Raw genomic sequence first — 18,876 nt, forward strand, 5'->3', positions numbered from 1 at the left:
CACAGCGGCCTCCCGGCCGGCTTGAGTGTTAAAAGCCAAATCAAAATCTAAAGCGGGCACGGTCCAAAAAATGTGGGAGCGGGCTTGCTCGCGAAGGTCGTTAACGATGACGCTGGCATTCTGGATGAACGCGGCGCTCTCAGGTTTTTCGCGAGCAAGCTCGCTCCTACAGAAAACAGCTTTGCTTTTAACACTCAAGCCGGCCGGTAGGCCGCTGTGCTTTTGCTTTTGATTTTGATCTGACTGCCCCAATAAGCCCGAGGCCGAACGCAGGTATTGCGGAGCGGGTAAACCGGCAGGACGCCGGTTTAGCCGCGCCGGGCCATGGATGGCCCGTCGCGGCGGCCCGCGGAGCAATGCCGGAGTGAGGGAACACCGAGCCTAGGCGAGGTGCCGACAGGCGGGGCAGAGCCCTTTGCTTACTTTGGGGCTTTTCCAAAGTGAGCCGCTGTAAGAGCGGAACCATAGGTGGCCGTTACCTAAATAACGGATATGCCGCCCTGGATCCTGACCACCCCCGCCGCACTCGTTCAGCGAACGGCATCGGGCTTCAACCCGCGCAACAACAACTCCAGCCCTCGCAAAGCCTCTTCCAGCCGCACACCCGAGTCTCCATCCTGGGCGATCCACAACGATGCGCTCACCAGGCTGCCATTGATCAGCCTCGCCAGCGCCTGACTGCACGCCTGCACGATGAGGCCCGCTTGCATCAGGTCATCGAGCAGCTGGCGCAGCGAGTCCACGCATTGCTGCTGGTCAGTGGCGCCCAGCACCGCCGGGGCATCCTGCAATACGATGCGCTGGACCTCGGGATCCTGAGCCATACGCAAATAAACCCGACAGCGCTCGCAAAACCCTTCCCAAGGATTATCAGCCTGTTCCGAGATACGCTGCAGGCTCGCATCCATTTCACCGTCGAGCTGCGCAACCACCGCCGCCAGCAAGCCTTTCTTATCGCCAAAATGATGGTACAACGCTCCCCGGGTCAAGCCGGCGCGCGCGGTGAAATCATCCATCGACGTTTGGGCATAGCCTTGCGTGGCGAAGGCCTGGCGCGCGCTGGCGATCAGGCGGGCGCGGGTGTCTTCGATCATGTCGGCACGGGCTCGGCTCATGGGTAAGGCTCGCAATAGGTGATTGACATACGACGCGTATGTTACGCATGATTTGTCACATACGCACCGTATGTATTTTGCCCCGAATACCTCGAATAGCAAGTTTCAGGGCGCTCAGGAAGAGGTTACACACCATGGCAAACCCCTACGCCGAGCTGTTCCAGGCGCCAGGTTCCAGGGCTTTTGTATTGGCGGGCATGCTCGCCCGCATGCCGATCTCCATGACCGGGATCGGCTTGATCACCATGCTGTCGCAAGTGCACGGCGGTTACGGATTGGCAGGTGCGGTGACGGCCACCTTCGCCCTGGCCACCGCGTTTTGTGCGCCTCAGGTCTCGCGATTGGTGGACCGTTACGGCCAGGGCCGGGTGTTGCCGGTGGCCGCTTCCATCGGCGGCGGCGCGCTGTTGCTGCTGTTGCTCTGCACCCGCATGCAGGCGCCGACGTGGACGCTGTTTATCTTCGCCGCCCTGGCCGGTTGCATGCCCAATATGTCGGCCATGGTGCGGGCGCGCTGGACCGAGTTGTATCGCGGCCAGCCCAAGTTGCAAACCGCGTTTGCTCTGGAGTCGGTGCTCGACGAGGTGGTGTTCATTATCGGCCCGCCGGTGTCGGTGGGCTTGTGCGTGCTGTTGTTCCCCGAAGCCGGGCCGTTGATTGCCGCGCTGTTTTTGGCAGTGGGCGTGACCGCCTTTGTGCTGCAACGCCAGACCGAACCACCGGTGCATGAACACCACGCCGAACACGGCCGTTGGCTGATCGCCTCGCCCTCGGTGTTGATCCTGATGGTGCTGTTGATGGCCATGGGCGTTATCGTCGGCGTGGTGGATGTGGTCAGCGTCGCCTTCGCCCAGCATCAAGGCCAGCCAGCCGCCGCGAGCATTGTGCTGTCGGTGTACGCCATCGGTTCGTGCCTGGCCGGGCTGGCGTTTGGTGCACTCAAGTTGAAAGCGCCGTTGCCGCGCCAGTTCCTGTACTGCGGCGTGGCCACGGCGATCACCACGTTGCCGTTGCTGCTGGTGACGAACATTCCCGGGTTGGCGGCGGCGATCTTCATCTCCGGGCTGTTCTTCGCCCCGACATTGATCGTGTCCATGGCCCTGGTGGAGCAAATCGTCCCGCCGAGCCGTTTGACCGAAGGCATGACCTGGCTGATCACCGGCCTGAGCATCGGCGTGGCCATTGGCGCCGCCAGTTCCGGCTGGATGATCGACCGCTTCGGCGCCCCCAGTGGGTTCTGGGTGGCGCTGGCGGCGGGGTCGGTGGTGCTTGGGGCGGCGGTGTTGGGGTATCGGCGATTGGGCTGATTACCCGGCAACGAGTGCGCCGCGATGTTGCAGGAATTCGTTCAGCGCTTGCCGTGTGAGGTCGTTCAGCGTGACTTTTTGCCGGGTCGCCGCTAGGGCGGCGGCCAAATGGAGGTCATGGCCGACGCGCACGTTGAACGAGCCCTTGCAGGGCTTTTCCGGTGTTTGCCCAAGGGCCATGCAGGTCTCGATGTAGTCGTCCACGGCGGTGCAAAAGGCCGTATCCAGTTCGGCGACGGTTTTCCCCTCGTAGCTGACCAGGGCCTTGATGAAAAGCAGCTTTCCGAAGAGGCAGTTGTCTTCGAGGCTGGCTTCGATGGAGCCGATGTAGCCTTTGTGTTTCAGCTGGTTGTTCACTGAATCAGTTCTCCTGATTTCAATTGTTCGATGATTTGGCGCCGAATGTAGTGTTTCAGTTCGTTGCCGGGGTGAGGCTTGTGCAAGGTGATCATTGCACTGGGGTCGCCTATGTCGAACCTGACTCGGCTACCTGCGCCTTCGATTTGCGTGTAGCCCAGTCGCCGCAGCAGCGTTACCAGTTCGGCCCAGGTAAAAGCCGATTGTTCATTGAGCAGTTTGGCCAGCAGCTTTTCATTTTTCGACACGGCGATCCTTGCCTGTAACTAAATGTAGTTGCAATTGATGGGTTGCGTCAATGATAGGGCAGCCTCGCCGAGCCGCTCGGTGTTTGATGTAACCCTTGATGACACCGTTGCCTGCGCCCCAAATCCCCCGCTAATTTTTCCCCTCCGGATTCGTTTTATAGGGACGACGTGCCTTTGGAGCAGAGCCACATGGACCTATTGCTGGAATTGAATGCCTCCCCTCTGTTGAGTGAGCGGGGCAGCTTGCCATTGTTGATTGAGGCCCCGGAGCCTGGTCTCGCACTGATGGATGTGTTCAACGAATTGCAACCATTGGTTGAACGGCATCTGCCAACGGCCGGCGGCATTTTGTTTCGCGGTTTTGAGGTGGGTGGTGTCGACGCGTTTCGCCAGTTTGCCCAGGCATTCGGTCACCCGTTGCTCAACTATGAGTTTGGCTCCACACCACGCAGCAACGTCACCCAAGGTGTGTACACCTCTACCGAGTACCCCGCGCATCAAAGCATTCCGCTGCACAACGAGCAGGCCTACACCCTTGAATGGCCAATGAAAATCTGGTTCTACAGCGTGGTTGCCGCGCAGACCGGCGGCGAAACGCCGATTGCCGACAGTCGTGAGGTGTACCGCCGAATGCCGGAGTATGTTCGCCAGCGTTTTATCGAGAAGGGCCTGATGTATGTGCGCAATTATGGCAATGGCCTGGATGTGGGGTGGGAGCAGGTGTTCAACACCGAAGATCGGGGTGTGGTAGAGGCCTATTGCCAAGCGCACTCCATCGAGTGGGAGTGGAAAGACGATGGTGAGTTGCGCACGCGCCAGACCTGCCAGGCGGTGGCCCGGCACCCGTCGACCGGCGATTGGGTGTGGTTCAACCAGGCGCATTTGTTCCATGTCTCCAACCTGCCGGAGGAAGTGCGGGAAACCTTGCTGGATATCGTCGATGAAGAGGATCTGCCCCGTAACGTTTATTACGGTGACGGCTCGCCCATCGAAACCGAGGTGCTGGATGAGGTGCGTCGGGTGCTGGACGAGTGCGCTATCAGTTTTCCCTGGCAGGCAGGGGATGTGCTGATGCTCGACAACATGCTCGCCGCTCACGCGCGTTCGCCCTTTACCGGGCCCCGGAAGGTGGTCGTGGCCATGGCGCAAGGTTATAGCGAGCAACCTCGCTGAACCCTGACTTCGCGAGCCCAGGCGCAGCGCCCTGCGGCGTTGCGTGCAGGTGATCGGCCAGCGGCTTTACTGTCTAAATTAGCCCCTCCCTTGCTCGTTCTACTGGAAACGCCTTGGCCCGCAGGCCAGGCCGCAGATCAGTAAGGACGGAATGCATGAACGCTCAAGATTCACTTAGACTCGCTCGTCGTTTTATCGAGTTGCCTGCGCAGAAGCGGCATTTGTTTCTTGAAGCCTTGAAAGCGGAGAACGTCGACTTTTCGCTTTTTCCCATTGCGTCCGATGTTCAGGTGGCAGGGCGGGACGCCTTGTCCTATGCGCAACAACGTATGTGGTTTGCCTGGCAGTTGGACCCGCGCGGCAGTGCCTACAACCTGCCCATGGCCGTGAAGTTGCTGGGTGAGGTGGATCGGCAAGCGTTGCAGCAGGCTGTCGATAGTCTGCTGGGCCGTCACGAAACCTTGCGTACGGTGTTTCGCGAGCAGGATGACCAGGTGCTTCAGCACGTCCTTGATGCCGGGGAGGTCAGGGTCGAATTCATCGATTTTTCAGCGCTCGAAGACGCTGGCCGCGACGGGCGGATCAACACGGTCACCCGTGCCGAAGCCCTTGCCCCGTTCGATCTGATTCAAGGGCCTTTGCTGCGTATCAAGTTGCTGAAGCAAAACCATGACGAACACCTGTTGCTGGTGACGTTGCACCACATCGTCGCCGACGGTTGGTCGATGGGGGTTCTGATCGATGAACTAGTGCGGCTCTACGATGCTGCCAGTTCGGGTGAAACGGCAACCTTGCCGGCCTTGCCCATTCAGTACCGCGATTACGCACTGTGGCAGCGCAGTTGGCTGGAAGCAGGTGAGCAGGCGCGGCAACTGACCTATTGGCTGGACAAGCTCGGTGACGAGCATCCGGTCCTCGAATTACCGGCCGACCGTCCACGGCCTGCGGTGCCGGGGCATCGTGGCGAGCAGTACGCCGTGGATATCGATCCGCAATTGGCTGCCCAACTGAGGGGCGTCGCCAGAAAACACAATGTCACCCTGTTTATGCTGATGCTGGCTTCCTTCAGTGTGTTGTTGTACCGCTACAGCGGGCAAAACATTCAGCGCGTAGGGGTGCCGGTAGCCAATCGGCAGCGTACTGAGGTCGAGGGGTTGATCGGGTGTTTTATCAATACCCAAGTGCTGCACACCCACATTGACCCATTGATCGATACGGCTGAGCTGTTGCGCCGGGTCAAGGCCAGCGCGCTGGAGGCGCAGTCTTTCCAGGACCTGCCGTTCGAGAAACTGGTGGAGGTGCTCAACCTTGACCGCAGCACCGCCCACAGTCCTTTGTTCCAAGTGTTGTTCAACCACCAGGCGAACGTGACGGACGTCCAGACCATCAAGACCCGCTCCGGGCTGGTGTTGGAAAAATCCGCCCAGCCCAAGACCACGGCGCGCTTCGACCTGGCCCTCGATACCGTTGAAAGTGACGGGCAGTTGCAGGCGGCGTTTACCTTTGCTGTCGACCTGTTTGACCGGGCGACCATTGCCCGTCTGGCTGAGCATTGGGTGCAGGTGCTGCGGGGCCTGGCGCAGGAAACCGTACTGCCCATCGGTGAATGGCCCTTGGGTGAGCAATCGCGGGCTCAGGACGGGCTTGCCGTCGAGCCGGACACCTGCGTGCACAGCTTGATCGAACAGGTTGCCCGGGATTTTCCCGAGCGTGTGGCAGCGGTCCATGAGGGCCATGCCATCAGCTACGGTGAACTGAACCGCCAGGCCGGGCAGTTGCAGCAGCAATTGCAGGCGGCAGGGGTTGTGCCGGAGCAGGCAGTGGGTGTGGTGGCCGACCGGTCACCGGGCATGCTGGTGGGCATGCTGGCGATTCTCAAGTGCGGTGCAGCCTATGTGCCCCTCGAGCCTGACCAGCCGGCCCAGCGCCTGGCCTTTATGCTTGAAGATGCGGGCATTGTTCACGTCCTCGCCCCCTCGAATTGGGCGCAAGCGTTGCCGGTGGGCATACAGTCGATCGCCTTCGACCGCATCGCGGATCTGCCGGGTACGGCACCTTGCGTTGAGGTTGCGCCGGGTAATCTGGCTTACATCATCTACACCTCCGGCACCACTGGCACACCCAAGGGCGTCGCGGTTTCCCATGGTGCACTGGTCAACTACGTGCAGGCTGTTTCGCGGCGCTTGCCGATGGCCGACATCCACAACCTGGCGATGACTTCCACCCCGGCTGCGGACCTTGGGCACACGGTATTTTACGGTGCACTGTGCAATGGCAAGACCGTGCACCTGTTGAGCAAGGAGCGGGTGCTGGATGCGGATGCATTGGCGGCCTATATGACCGAACACCGGATCGATGCGCTGAAGATCGTGCCGTCGCACCTGGATGCCATGCTTTCGGCCAGCGGCAGCGGTGCAGTGTTGCCTCGCGAGTGTCTGGTTCTCGGTGGCGAAGCCTGCTCCGAGGCTTTGCTGGTGCGGATTGCCGGGCTCTCTCCAGCGCTTGCGGTCATCAATCACTACGGACCGACCGAAGCTACGGTGGGCGCGCTGACGGCGCCGCTGGTCGCCGGGCAACCGCTTCATTTGGGTGACCCGCTGGATAACGCCCGGGTACAGGTACTGGACGCGAGCCTGCTGCCAACACTCGGCGGCGCCAAGGGTGAATTGCACATCGCTGGCGTTGGCCTCGCGCGCGGTTACGTTGCTCGTCCGGGGCTGACGGCCGAGCGCTTCGTGCCGGACCCGAATGGCCCGGCGGGCTCACGGATGTATCGCACCGGCGACTTTGTGCGGCGTGACGCGACTGGCGCTTTGCGGTTTATCGGGCGCATGGACCATCAGGTGAAAATTCGTGGCTATCGGGTCGAGCCAGGCGAAGTCGAGCAGCGTCTGCAAGCGCTGCCGGGCGTCAGGAAGGCGCTGGTCCGGGTCACCGGTGTGCCCGATGCGCTGCAATTGGTTGCGTACGTGGTTGCCAGCCAGGCCCTGAAAGTTTCAGGCGTCGAGCTGCAACAGGCGCTCAGGGGCTTTATGCCCGAGCACATGATCCCTGGGCAGATCGTGTTTCTTGATGAAATGCCCCTCACTGCCAACGGTAAGGTCGACGCCAGCCGTCTGCCGGCCCCAGGCGCTGCGGGCGATGAGCGGCAGTACGAGGCTCCCGTCACCGACCATGAAAAACTCATGGCGAGTATCTGGGCAGAGGTGCTCGGGGTCGAGCGTGTGGGGTTGGGCGACAACTTCTTTGCACTGGGCGGTCACTCGTTGCTGGCCACGCAAATCGTTTCCCGGGCGCGCCGCCAGTTGGGCCTGGATATCCCGTTGCGATTGCTGTTCGACACCCAGGACTTGCGCAGTTTCTGCGCCGAGATCACCGGCCAGGCCGGTGCGGATGACGCGCCGTTTCGAATCCTCGATCGCCAGCAGAACCTCGCGGTGTCCCATGCCCAGCACCGGCAATGGTTGTTCTGGAAAATTCACCCGCAGAGCTCGGCCTACAACACGCCGATGGCCGTGCGAGTCAGCGGTTCCCTGGACAAGCTGGCGCTGCGCGCGGCATTCGATGCGCTGGTGGCGCGCCATGAAAGCCTGCGCACGGTGTTTGTCGAAGAGCAGGGCGTGCCCTGCCTGAAAGTCCTGCCGAGCCTTTCGGTGCCCCTCGCCGAGGAATTCATCGGTGCGTTGCAGGGCCAGGCTTTGGAGCTCAAATTGCAGGAGGAGATCCAGCGCCCCTTTGACCTGGCGAACGGCCCGTTGCTGCGTATCAAGCTGCTGCAAGTCGGGGCCGAGGAGCATTTGCTGCTGCTGACGCTGCACCACATCGTTTCCGATGGCTGGTCCATGAGTGTGATGGTGCGTGAGTGCATCGCCAGCTACAACGCCCGGGTTTCGGGGCAGGCGCCTGTCGCGCTTGCGCCGCTGGCTGTGCAATACGCGGACTATGCCACGTGGCAGCGCGAGCGCCTCAACGACGGGCAGATGCAGGCCCAACTGGGCTACTGGAAAGCCCGCCTGGAAGATGACTTCAGCGTGCTGGAACTGCCCGCCGACCGCGTTCGGCCGCAGGTCCAGAGCTACCGTGGCGGGCGCATTGACGTGCGCCTGCCCGCTGAACTGGCGGCCGGTTTGCGCCGCTTGGCGGTGAGCGCCAATGCCACCTTGTTCCACATTTTCCTGGCTTCTTTCGGCTTGCTGCTGGCGCGTTACAGTGCCACTGAAAAGATCAACGTCGGTGTGCCGGTGACCAACCGTAACCGCCTGGAACTGGAAGGCCTGATTGGCTTTTTCGTCAACACCCTGGTGGTGCGGGTCGGAGTGGATTTTACCGCGACCTTCAATCAGCTGTTGGCCCAGGTCAAGGAAACCAGCCTGCAGGCCCAGGCCAACAAGGACATCCCCTTCGACGTGCTGGTGGAGGAGTTGGCGCCGGAGCGTGGCCTTGGCCATAACCCGTTGTTCCAGGTGATGTACAACCACATGCGCGACCTGGGTGAACAGGTCACCGGGCAGAGCCTGATCGGTGCGGATGTGCAGGAACTCGACCTGATCGAAGGCACCTCGCAGTTTGATTTGTCGCTCGATACCGTGGAGCGTTCGGACGGTGTACTGGCGACGTTCGTGTATGCCAGCGACCTGTTTGACCACGCCCGCATCGAACGCATGGCTGAACATTGGTTGAACCTGTTGCACGCCCTGGCTGCACAACCCCAAGTGAGCGTCGACCGGTTGCCATTGTTCTCGCCGCAGGAACAGGTACGCCTTGAGCGCGACTGGTGCCAGGGTACACAGACCACCCACTTGGCCGATACCGCCGTGGCGCGCCTGTTCGAAGCGCGTGTGCACGAGCAGCCCCAGGCACCGGCGCTGCTGATGGGTGATGAGCAACTGAGCTACGCCGAACTGAATCGCCAGGCCAACCGCCTGGCCCATAAGCTGCGTGAACTGGGTGTGGGGCCGGAAGTGTTGGTTGGGGTTGCCGTTGAGCGCAGCCTGGACATGGTGATCGGCCTGCTGGCCATCCTCAAGGCCGGCGGCGCCTACGTACCGCTGGACCCGGACTACCCCCGTGAGCGCCTGGCCTACATGATGGAGGACAGCGCGATTGTCCTGCTGCTGACCCAGACGGCCCTGCAGTCCCGGCTGCCGATTCCGTCGGGGCTGCCCAGCCTGTGCCTCGACCAGCCGGACGACTGGCTGGCCGCCTACAGTAGCGACAATCTGGCGGTGCCTGTTGACCCGCAGTCCCTGGCGTATGTGATGTACACCTCGGGCTCCACCGGGCGGCCCAAGGGCGTGGCGATTAATCAGGGCTCCCTGAGCCTGCACGCCCAGGTTTCGCTGGGGTTTTTCAACCTGTCGGCGAGCGACCGGATCCTGCAATTCGCCACCTTCAACTTCGATGGGTTTGTCGAGCAGTTGTACCCCGCACTCACGTGCGGCGCCTCGGTGGTGATACGCGGGCCGGCGTTGTGGGACAGCGAAACGTTCTACCGTGAATTGATCGACAAGGACATCAGCGTGGTCGACCTGACCACTGCCTACTGGTTCATGTTGGCCAAGGACTTCGCCGCCAAGGGGCCGCGCGATTACGGGCGCCTGCACCAGTTGCACGCAGGTGGTGAAGCCATGCCACCGGAAGGTGTGGTGGCGTGGAAACAGGCAGGCCTGGGCCATGTACGGTTGCTCAATACCTATGGGCCGACCGAAGCCACCGTTACGGTCACCGCTCATGACTGCACGGCGTTCGCGGCGCCAGGCAGTTCGGCACCGCCGGCGTTGATGCCTATCGGCAAGGCCTTGGGCGGGCGCTCGATTTACCTGTTGGATAACAGCGCGGGCCTGACCGCTCCCGGCGCCATTGGTGAGCTGCAGATCGGCGGCGGGCTGTTGGCGCGCGGCTACCACCACCGCCCCGCACTGACGGCGGAACGTTTTATCCCCGACCCGTTCAGCGAACACCCAGGAGGTCGCCTGTACCGCACGGGCGACCTGGCACGCTACGTTGAAGACGGCGTAATCGAATACGTCGGGCGCATTGATCATCAGGTGAAGATTCGTGGCTTTCGCATCGAACTCGGGGAAATCAGTGCGCGGCTGTTGGAGCACCCGGCGCTGGGCGACGCCCTGGTCATCGATATCGATGGCGTGCTCGGCAAGCAACTGGTGGGCTACCTGGTGCCGACCGATGCGGCCATCCTGCATGCCGACGCCGAGGTCCAGGCCGCGTTGCTGGGGCGCATTCGCGAGGACTTGAGAAGCAGCCTGCCGGACTACATGGTGCCCGCGCACCTGATGTGGATGGCCGAGTTGCCCCTGACCCCCAACGGCAAGCTCGACCGCAAGGCCTTGCCGGCCCCGGATGCCCGTCAGATGCAGGCCCACTACGTGGCCCCGGCCACGGACCTTGAGCAACAACTGTGTGACATCTGGGCCACGGTGCTGCGCATCGAACGGGTCGGCATGCACGACAACTTCTTTGAGCTGGGCGGCCACTCCTTGCTGGCGGCCCAGGCGATTTCCCGAATCAACACCCAACTGGGCATCGATATGCCAATTCGCCAGATCTTCGAGACGCCTGTCTTGAGTGAGTTTTCACGAACCCTGGAAAGTGCCGGCCAATCGCTGACGGAAGCGGGCTTGTCCGATATCGAGCAACTGATGAACGAAATGACGGAGGCTTGAACATGGATAAGACTACAGCTGAACGGATTGCCAAGCGCTTCGTCGGCCTGCCACTGGAGCAGCGCCGCCAGATCCTGGAAAAAATGCAGGCCACCGGCCAGAGCTTCAAGCTGTTGCCGATTGCGGCTACCCGTCATGACGTGGCACGCATCCCGCTGTCGTATGCGCAACAGCGCATGATGTTCCTGTGGCAACTGGAACCCGACAGCTCCTTCTACAACATCCCGATGGCCGTGAGCCTCAAGGGCGAGCTGAGCCTCGACGCGTTGAACCAGGCGTTAAGCCAACTGGTGCAGCGCCACGAAACCCTGCGCACGCGCCTGGTCTCTCAGGACGGCGAGTTTTATCAGGAGATCCTCGCACACCCAAGCGTTGCCCTGGAACACGAAGCCGTGGACGACCGTGCAACGCTCGACACCCTGGTCAAGCAGGAGCTGAGCCGTCCGTTCGACCTGCTCAACGACCCGCTGCTGCGGGTCAAACTGTTCCGCCTGGATGCGCACGAGCATGTGTTGACGGTGTGCATGCACCACATCGTCAGTGACGGCTGGTCCAGCGAACTGATGGTCGAGACCTTCGTGCAGTGCTATGACAGCCTGGTGACCGGGCAGGCGGTGAACCTGCCGCCGTTGCCGATCCAATACGCCGACTACGCCATCTGGCAGCGCGCCTGGCTGGAAGCGGGCGAGGGCGAGCGTCAGTTGCAGTATTGGCAACAACAACTGGGCAGTGAGCAACCGGTACTTGAGTTGCCTCTGGACCACCCGCGTCCAGCCCAGGCCAGCTACAAGGGCGCCGTGCTGCGGGCGGATATTGCGCCGGCCTTGTCGGCAAGCCTCAAGGCGCTGGCGCAGAAAAACGGCCAGACCCTGTTCATGCTGATGCTCTCGGCATTGGCCGTGGTGCTGTCGCGTTACAGCGGGCAGTCAGATATCCGCATCGGCGTGCCGAACGCCGGGCGCAATCGCAAGGACCTGGAGGGGCTGATCGGCTTCTTCATCAACACCCAGGTCATGCGGGTTCAGGTCGATGAATACACCACCTTTCAGGCTCTGCTTGAGCAGGTAAAACACGTGGTGGGTGGCGCACAATCCCATCAGGAATTGCCCTTCGAGCAACTGGTGGATGCCCTGGCGCCGGAGCGCAACCTGAGCCACAACCCGCTGTTCCAGTTCAAGCTCAACCAGAACGTTGCGGGCGAAGCCAGCAGCGCAGGCGCGCGCAAGACGTTGAGCGGGTTGAGCGTCGAAGAGTTCCCCTTGAGCGGTGCTGATGCACGTTTTGACCTGGCGTTTGACTTCAGCGATAGCCCCAACGGTATCGAAGCCTGGTTCACCTATGCCACAGACCTGTTCGAAGCGCCGACCATTGCGCGTATCGCCCAGTCATTGCAGCAGTTGCTGCAGCAACTGGCACAGGCCCCGGACAGTCGCTTGCTCGACCATCCACCCGCCGCCCCGGCTTCCCTGGATGGCGACGTGCTCGCGTTTGCGCACACCGATTTTCTCAGCCTGTGGCAGCAATCGCTGGAAATGGCGGGTGACACGCCAGCGGTGCGGTGTGGCAACCAAATGCTCACTTACCCGCAGCTGGAGCGCCAGTCGAACCAGTTGGCGGCTTACCTGCGTCAGCAGCGGATCGGCGCCGGCAGCCTGGTTGCCTTGTGCCAGGAGCGCTCCGTTGAGTGGGTCATCAGCATTCTTGCGGTGCTGAAAACCGGTGCGGCCTTCTTGCCGCTGGACGGCGCCCAGCCAACCGAACGCCTGCAAACGCTATTGGTCGACAGCGCTGCGGCCTTGCTGATTCGTCCTTCTGGCGATGAGCGGTTGGCGCAACTGGACGCCTGCCCGGTATTGGCCTTCGAACCGGCTACCTGGAGTCACTGCAATGACGCGGCCGTGAGCCGCGACGTATTGCCCCAGCACACCGCCTATGTGATCTACACCTCGGGCTCCACCGGCCAACCCAAGGGCGTGGTACTCAGCCACCAAATGCTGGCCAACTATGTGCAAGGTGTCCTGGAGCGCTTGCAGGTACCGGCGGGGGCGAGCATGGCCATGGCATCGACCGTGGCGGCGGATTTGGGTCACACCATGCTGTTTGGCGCACTGGCCAGCGGCCGGCTGTTGCACCTGCTGACCAAGGACCATGCTTTCGACCCGGACAGTTTTGCCAGCTACATGAACGAGCATCAGGTGGATGTGCTGAAAATTGTGCCCAGTCACTTGCAGGGGCTGCTGCAGGCCGCCGACGCGGGTGCTGTGCTGCCTCGGCGCCTGCTGATTGTCGGTGGCGAGGCGTGCCCTTGGTCATTGGTCGACAAGGTGCGTCAACTGCATCCGGATTGCCGCGTGGTCAACCATTACGGGCCAACGGAAACCACCGTGGGGATTCTCAGTCATGAAGTGCTTGAAAACCTCGAGGGTTATCGCACCGTGCCGGTGGGTCGGCCGTTGGCCAACAGCCGGGTGCGGGTGCTGGATAGCGGGTTGAACCCCGTGCCTGAACGGGTGGCGGGTGAGTTGTACCTGGGCGGGCAGGGCGTTGCCCAGGGTTACCTGGGCCGTGCGGCACTGACTGCCGAGCGTTTTGTGCCAGACCCGCAGGCGCGTCACGGCGAGCGCCTGTATCGGGCAGGCGACCGGGCACGTGTCGAACAGGGCCGGGTGGAGTTTTTGGGCCGTGCCGATGAGCAAGTCAAAATTCGCGGTTACCGGGTTGAGCCCGGGGAAATCGCCGAGCTGTTACGCACCCTCGAAGGCGTGCAGGACGCGGTGGTCCTGGCGCAGGCCCTGGAAAGTGATCCGAGCCGACTGCAACTGGTTGCCTATTGTGTGGCGGCCCCGGGCATCAGTGCTGCGACATTGGCCCCGCAGTTGCAGGCACGCTTGCCGGACTACATGGTCCCGGCCCATCTCCTGCTGCTCGAGCGCTTGCCGCTGACCCTCAACGGCAAGCTCGACAAGCGTGCCTTGCCCCAGCCTGAAGTGGTCAGTCGCGAGTACGTGGCACCGGTGGGCGAGATTGAAGAGAAGCTCGCGAGTGTGTGGGCTGATGTGCTCAAGCTTGAGCAGGTGGGCACCACGGATAACTTCTTCGCGTTGGGCGGCGATTCAATCCTCAGCCTGCAAATCATTGCCCGGGCTAAACGCCAGGGCATCAAGATTACGCCCAAGCAATTGTTCGAAAAGCAGACCGTCGGTCTGTTGGCGCAAGTGGCCAAATTGGTTGAGGAAAAACCTCGCACCACGGCACCACGGCCGGTGCAGGAAGTGAATGGCAGCGTCCCGTTGTTGCCGATTCAGGCGCGGTTTTTCCAGACGCCTGTCGATCAGCGGCAGCGCTGGAACCAGTCAGTGCTGCTGACCCCCGCCGAACGCCTGGCCCCGGCTGCCCTGGAAACCGCATTGCAAGCGCTGGTGCAGGCCCATGACGCGTTGCGCATGAGTTTCAGCGAGCAGCAAGGCCAATGGCGTGCGGAACTCCGGGCCCGTGCGCCTCAGCCCATCCTTTGGCAAAACACCCTGGATGACCTTGCGCACCTGCCCAATGCAGCCGATGAAGCCCAAGGCAGCCTCGACCTGAACGAGGGCCCGTTGGTGCGCGCGGTGCTGTTCGATCTACCGGACGGCCAGCAACGTCTACTGCTGGTGATTCACCATCTGGTGGTGGACGGTGTTTCCTGGCGCGTGCTGCTGGAGGACCTGCAAACCGCCTATCAACAGGCTAACCAGGGCGTCGCCATCACCCTGGACGCCAAGACCAGTTCGCTCAAACTGTGGGCCGCGAATCTGCAGCGCTATGCCGGCGATGAAGCTCTGGCGGCTGAACGTGATTATTGGCTCAACGCGCTGGATCAGGGGAGCGCGGCGTTGCCTTGTGACTTCGCCGACGGTGCGTTGACCAATCGTCACGCAGCCAGCGTCTCTTCACGCCTGGACAAGGACCTGACCCACAAACTGCTCAAGCTGGCGCCCGTGGCGTATCGCACCCAGGTCAACGACTTGTTGTTGACTGCCCTGGCCCGCGTGCTGTGCCAGTGGAGCGGGCAGCCGGCGGTGAGCATTGCCCTGGAAGGTCATGGTCGCGAAGACCTGTTCGACGACATCGACCTGAGCCGTACCGTCGGTTGGTTCACCAGCTTGTTCCCGGTCAAGCTCACGCCCCAGGCTTCGGTCGGCGAGAGCATCAAACACATCAAGCAGCAACTGTGGCAGGTGCCCAACAAAGGGATCGGCTACGGCGTGCTGCGTTACCTCGGTGCCGAGACATTTGCCGCTCAACTGCGCGCGCAGCCCGAAGCCCGGGTGACGTTCAATTACCTCGGGCAGTTCGACGGCAGTTTCGCCCGGGACCAGGGCGCGCTGTTCGTGCCGGCCAGCGAAGGCACCGGCAAGCGTCAGAGCGACGATGCGCCGCTGGGTAACTGGCTGAGCATCAATGGCCAGGTGTATGACGGCGAGCTGACCCTGGACTGGACCTTCAGCCGCGAGATGTTCCGCGAGGACACGGTGCAGCGCCTGGCCAGTGCCTACGAGCAGGCACTCAAGGAAGTGATCGAACACTGCCTTGACGAGACCAGCCAAGGCGTCACGCCGGGGGACTTCCCGTTGGCCGGCCTGACCCAGCAGCAGTTGGACCGCCTGCCGGTGGCAGCGCGGGACATCGAGGACATTTACCCGCTGTCGCCGATGCAGGAAGGTCTGTTATTGCACACCTTGCTGGAGCCCGGTTCGGGCATTTACATGATGCAGTACTGCTACCTGGTGGAGCATGGCATTGACGTGCCGGCCTTTATGCAGGCCTGGAAGCTCGTCGTCGGACGCCACGAAGTGCTGCGTACCTCATTCTGCTGGGATGTCAGCGAGCGCATGGTGCAGATCGTTCACCGGCGACCGGAGCCGGCCATTCGTTTCTACGATTGGCAGCACGTCGACAGTGCCGATTACGAAAGCAAGCTGGCTGCCGAGCTGGCGGAGGAGTTGCACCAGGGCTTTGATCTGGCCAGGGAAGTACCGTTCCGCCTGCGCCTGATCCAGTTGGCGCCGGAGCGCTTCGGTTTCGTCTTCAGCAACCACCACGTGCTGTTGGACGCCTGGTGCCGAATGGGCATTGTGGATGAGTTCTTCAAAATCTATGACGGGCTGCTCAAGGGCGTGCCGGTGCAACTGCCGGTGCCTTCGCGCTACCGTGATTTTATTGCCTTGCTCGAAGGGTGGGACCAGGGTGCTTCCAAGCAATTCTGGACGGACAACCTGCGTGGCTTCGAGCGGCCGACGCCGTTGCCGTTCGACCACACCGTCAACCGTGAACAAGGCGAGGCGACGGTGGACGACCGGATCGTCTACTTCAGCCGCGAGCAGAGTGCCGCATTGGCTCAGAAGGCGCAGAGCGCGCAACTGACGGTCAATACTTTAGTGCAAGGTGCCTGGGCGATGCTGTTGCAACGTTACAGCGGCGAACGGGACGTACTGTTCGGCATCACTGTGGCGGGGCGGCCCATCGAGTTCCCGGAAATGCAGGCGACGGTAGGGCTGTTCATCAACAGTATTCCACTGCGGGTAGCCGTGCCGGGAGCGGGGTCCACGCAGAGTGCCAGGGCGTGGTTGCAGTCACTGTTCGAACATAACCTGGGGTTGCGCGAGCATGAACACCTGCCGTTGGTGACTGTCCAGGGTTGCAGTGAAATCGGCGCCGGGCAGCCACTGTTCGACAGCCTGTTCGTGTTCGAAAACGCTCCGGTGGAATCCAGCGTGGGGGTGCAGGCGGCGAGCATGAAAGTCCAGGCCGGGACCTCTCGTACCCACACCAACTACCCGATCACGGTGGTGGTGTACCCGGGTGAAGTGCTGGGCCTGCATTTGTCCTATGACCAGCGTCTGTTCGACGCGGCGACCATCGAAACCTTGCTGGCTGATTTCCAGGCCACGTTGCTGGCGCTGGCCGAAGGGCTGGATCAACCGTTCCATCAACTGCCGGGCCTGAGCCACGGCGTGTCCGAAGTCGATCAACTGCCGGCGTCACTCAACGATGGCTATGCCCGGTTGTTCGGCGCAACCGTTGCGGACAACCGCCAGCGTATCGCCGCCAGTTGCCAGGGCCGTAGCTGGACCTATGACCAGCTGGACGTGCAGTCCACCCAATTGGCCCGGGTCCTGCAATCGGCAGGCGTCGAGGCCGATGGCCTGGTCGCTGTGCTGGGTGAACGCGACCTGCCGTTGCTGGGCATGGTGATCGGTACCTTCAAGGCGGGTGCGGGCTATTTGTCCCTGGACCCGAACCTGCCGCTGAAACGCCTGACGGATGTACTGGGCCTGAGCCGTGCGTCGGTGCTGGTGTGCGACAGCGCGTGCCACACCCTTGCCCGGCAGCTGCTCGAGGGGCTTGAGCAGCCACCGGCCTTGCTCGTCTGGGAGCAGGTGCAGGCGCAACCGCCGCAGACCAACCCGTTGCGCGCACTGCCATTGGAGGCCGGGCGCCTGCTGGCGTACGTGATCTTCACGTCGGGCTCCACCGGTGTGCCCAAGGGCGTTATGGTGGAACAGGCCGGTATGCTCAATAACCAATTGAGCAAAATCCCTTACCTGGGCTTGAGTGCGGCGGATGTGATTGCCCAGACGGCGTCCCAGAGTTTCGACATCAGTGTGTGGCAATTGCTGACCGCCACCTTGTGCGGGGCCAGGGTGCAAATCATCCCGGATGCCATTGCCCAGGATCCGCAACAGTTGCTGGAGCATGCGCGCACCACCGGCGTGAGCGTACTGGAGTGCGTCCCCGCGATGATTCAGGCGGTATTGGAGTTGCCCGCAGTTGCGTTGCCCGCCTTGCGTTACCTGCTGACCACCGGGGAAGCCATGCCGCCCGCACTCGCTGCGCGCTGGCTGGAACGCTACCCGCAGATCGAGTTGATCAACGCCTATGGTCCTGCGGAATGCTCTGACGACGTGGCCCTGTACCGCGTCCGGGAGCCCGCTGGGCAAACGCACTTGCCGATTGGCACGCGCACCGACCACAACCGTTTGTATGTGCTGAATGATTTGCTCGAGCCGATGCCGGCACGGGCCACGGGTGAGCTGCATATTGCCGGTGTGGGAGTAGGGCGCGGCTACCTGGGTGACCCGGTGCGCACCGCCCTGAGTTTCGTTCCTGACCCATTCAGCAGCCGTCCCGGCGGGCGCTTGTACCGCAGCGGCGACCTGGCCCGGCAACAGCCTGGCAGTGAGGTGCTGGAGTACATAGGCCGAGCCGATTTCCAGGTGAAGATTCGCGGCTATCGCATTGAACTCGGAGAGATCGAGGCGCGCCTGCAGGCTCACGAGGCGCTGCTGGGCGTGGTGGTTGTGGATGTCGAAGGTGTCGGTGGCAAGCAATTGGTTGCGTACTGCGTGCCTCGCGACCCGGCGCTGATCGAGGCCGGCCCGCAGGTGCTGGGCGAGCTGCGTACCGCGCTGGCGGAGCATGTACGTGCCAGCCTGCCGGGCTACATGGTGCCAGCGCAGTGGGTGATGCTGCCTGCCTTGCCGTTGACCGCCAACGGCAAGCTGGACCGCAAGGCACTGCCGCAGCCCTCGGCCAGCCAGTTGCAGGCGGACTATATAGCGCCGGTGACCGAGCTGGAGCAACAGATGGCCGCCATCTGGGCCGATGTGTTGAAAGTGCCGCAGGCAGGCCTGGGTGACAACTTCTTCGAACTGGGTGGCCACTCGCTGCTGGTGGTGCAAGTGGTGGTGCGTGTGCGCGAGCAGTTATCGATCGAGGTCAGCCTGCGCGAACTGTTCGAACATCCGACCCTGGCCGCGTTCAGCAAGGTGGCTGCCGGCAAGCAGGACCAGAGTCAGACGATTCACAGCGAATTGGCTAAATCTTTGGAGGCCCTCAAACGTCTTACTACAGAGGAAATTGATGAGCTGACTTTGTAGGAGGGAGAGGGACACCTGACTCCCACATTGCAGCATTCAAGGAGCCGGACATTGTCCGGCTCTTTCATGTGTTC

At 62.1% G+C, this 18,876-nt stretch carries 7 protein-coding genes; 4 read left to right on the forward strand and 3 right to left on the reverse strand.

Annotated features, from left to right (window positions below):
• Positions 1-530: 530 nt before the first annotated feature.
• On the reverse strand, positions 531-1,115 hold the full coding sequence (locus tag ACUN0G_RS23405) for a TetR/AcrR family transcriptional regulator (protein ID WP_445574387.1): 585 nt from the start codon (positions 1,113-1,115) through the stop codon (positions 531-533).
• Between the two features lie 134 nt (positions 1,116-1,249).
• Here ACUN0G_RS23405 and ACUN0G_RS23410 point away from each other — a divergent pair, with 134 nt between their 5' ends.
• Entirely contained in the window at positions 1,250-2,422 is a 1,173-nt protein-coding gene (locus tag ACUN0G_RS23410) for an MFS transporter (protein ID WP_445574388.1), read from the forward strand.
• Here the strand turns inward: ACUN0G_RS23410 and ACUN0G_RS23415 are convergent, their stop codons facing one another.
• Both ACUN0G_RS23415 and ACUN0G_RS23420 read right to left on the reverse strand, forming a co-directional pair.
• Positions 2,423-2,779: a type II toxin-antitoxin system HicB family antitoxin gene (locus ACUN0G_RS23415; protein ID WP_258346946.1), complete on the reverse strand. Its 357-nt coding sequence runs from the start codon at positions 2,777-2,779 to the stop codon at positions 2,423-2,425. It abuts the gene before it with no gap.
• Positions 2,776-3,027, reverse strand: a complete 252-nt coding sequence (locus tag ACUN0G_RS23420) for a type II toxin-antitoxin system HicA family toxin (protein ID WP_445574389.1) — start codon at positions 3,025-3,027, stop codon at positions 2,776-2,778. Before ACUN0G_RS23420 ends, ACUN0G_RS23415 begins: the two co-directional genes overlap by 4 nt.
• Before the next feature lie 189 nt (positions 3,028-3,216).
• Here ACUN0G_RS23420 and ACUN0G_RS23425 point away from each other — a divergent pair, with 189 nt between their 5' ends.
• The 3 genes from ACUN0G_RS23425 (at position 3,217) to ACUN0G_RS23435 (ending at position 18,802) form a co-directional block, all read left to right on the forward strand.
• On the forward strand, positions 3,217-4,200 hold the full coding sequence (locus ACUN0G_RS23425) for a TauD/TfdA family dioxygenase (protein ID WP_421525071.1): 984 nt from the start codon (positions 3,217-3,219) through the stop codon (positions 4,198-4,200).
• 155 nt (positions 4,201-4,355) lie between these two features.
• Positions 4,356-10,883: an amino acid adenylation domain-containing protein gene (locus tag ACUN0G_RS23430; protein ID WP_445574390.1), complete on the forward strand. Its 6,528-nt coding sequence runs from the start codon at positions 4,356-4,358 to the stop codon at positions 10,881-10,883.
• 2 nt (positions 10,884-10,885) lie between these two features.
• Positions 10,886-18,802 carry an amino acid adenylation domain-containing protein gene (locus ACUN0G_RS23435; RefSeq protein WP_445574391.1) on the forward strand — a complete coding sequence of 2,639 codons (7,917 nt, stop codon included), beginning with the start codon at positions 10,886-10,888 and terminating at the stop codon, positions 18,800-18,802.
• Positions 18,803-18,876 lie beyond the last annotated feature (74 nt).

Source organism: Pseudomonas sp. 32A (genome assembly GCF_052682255.1).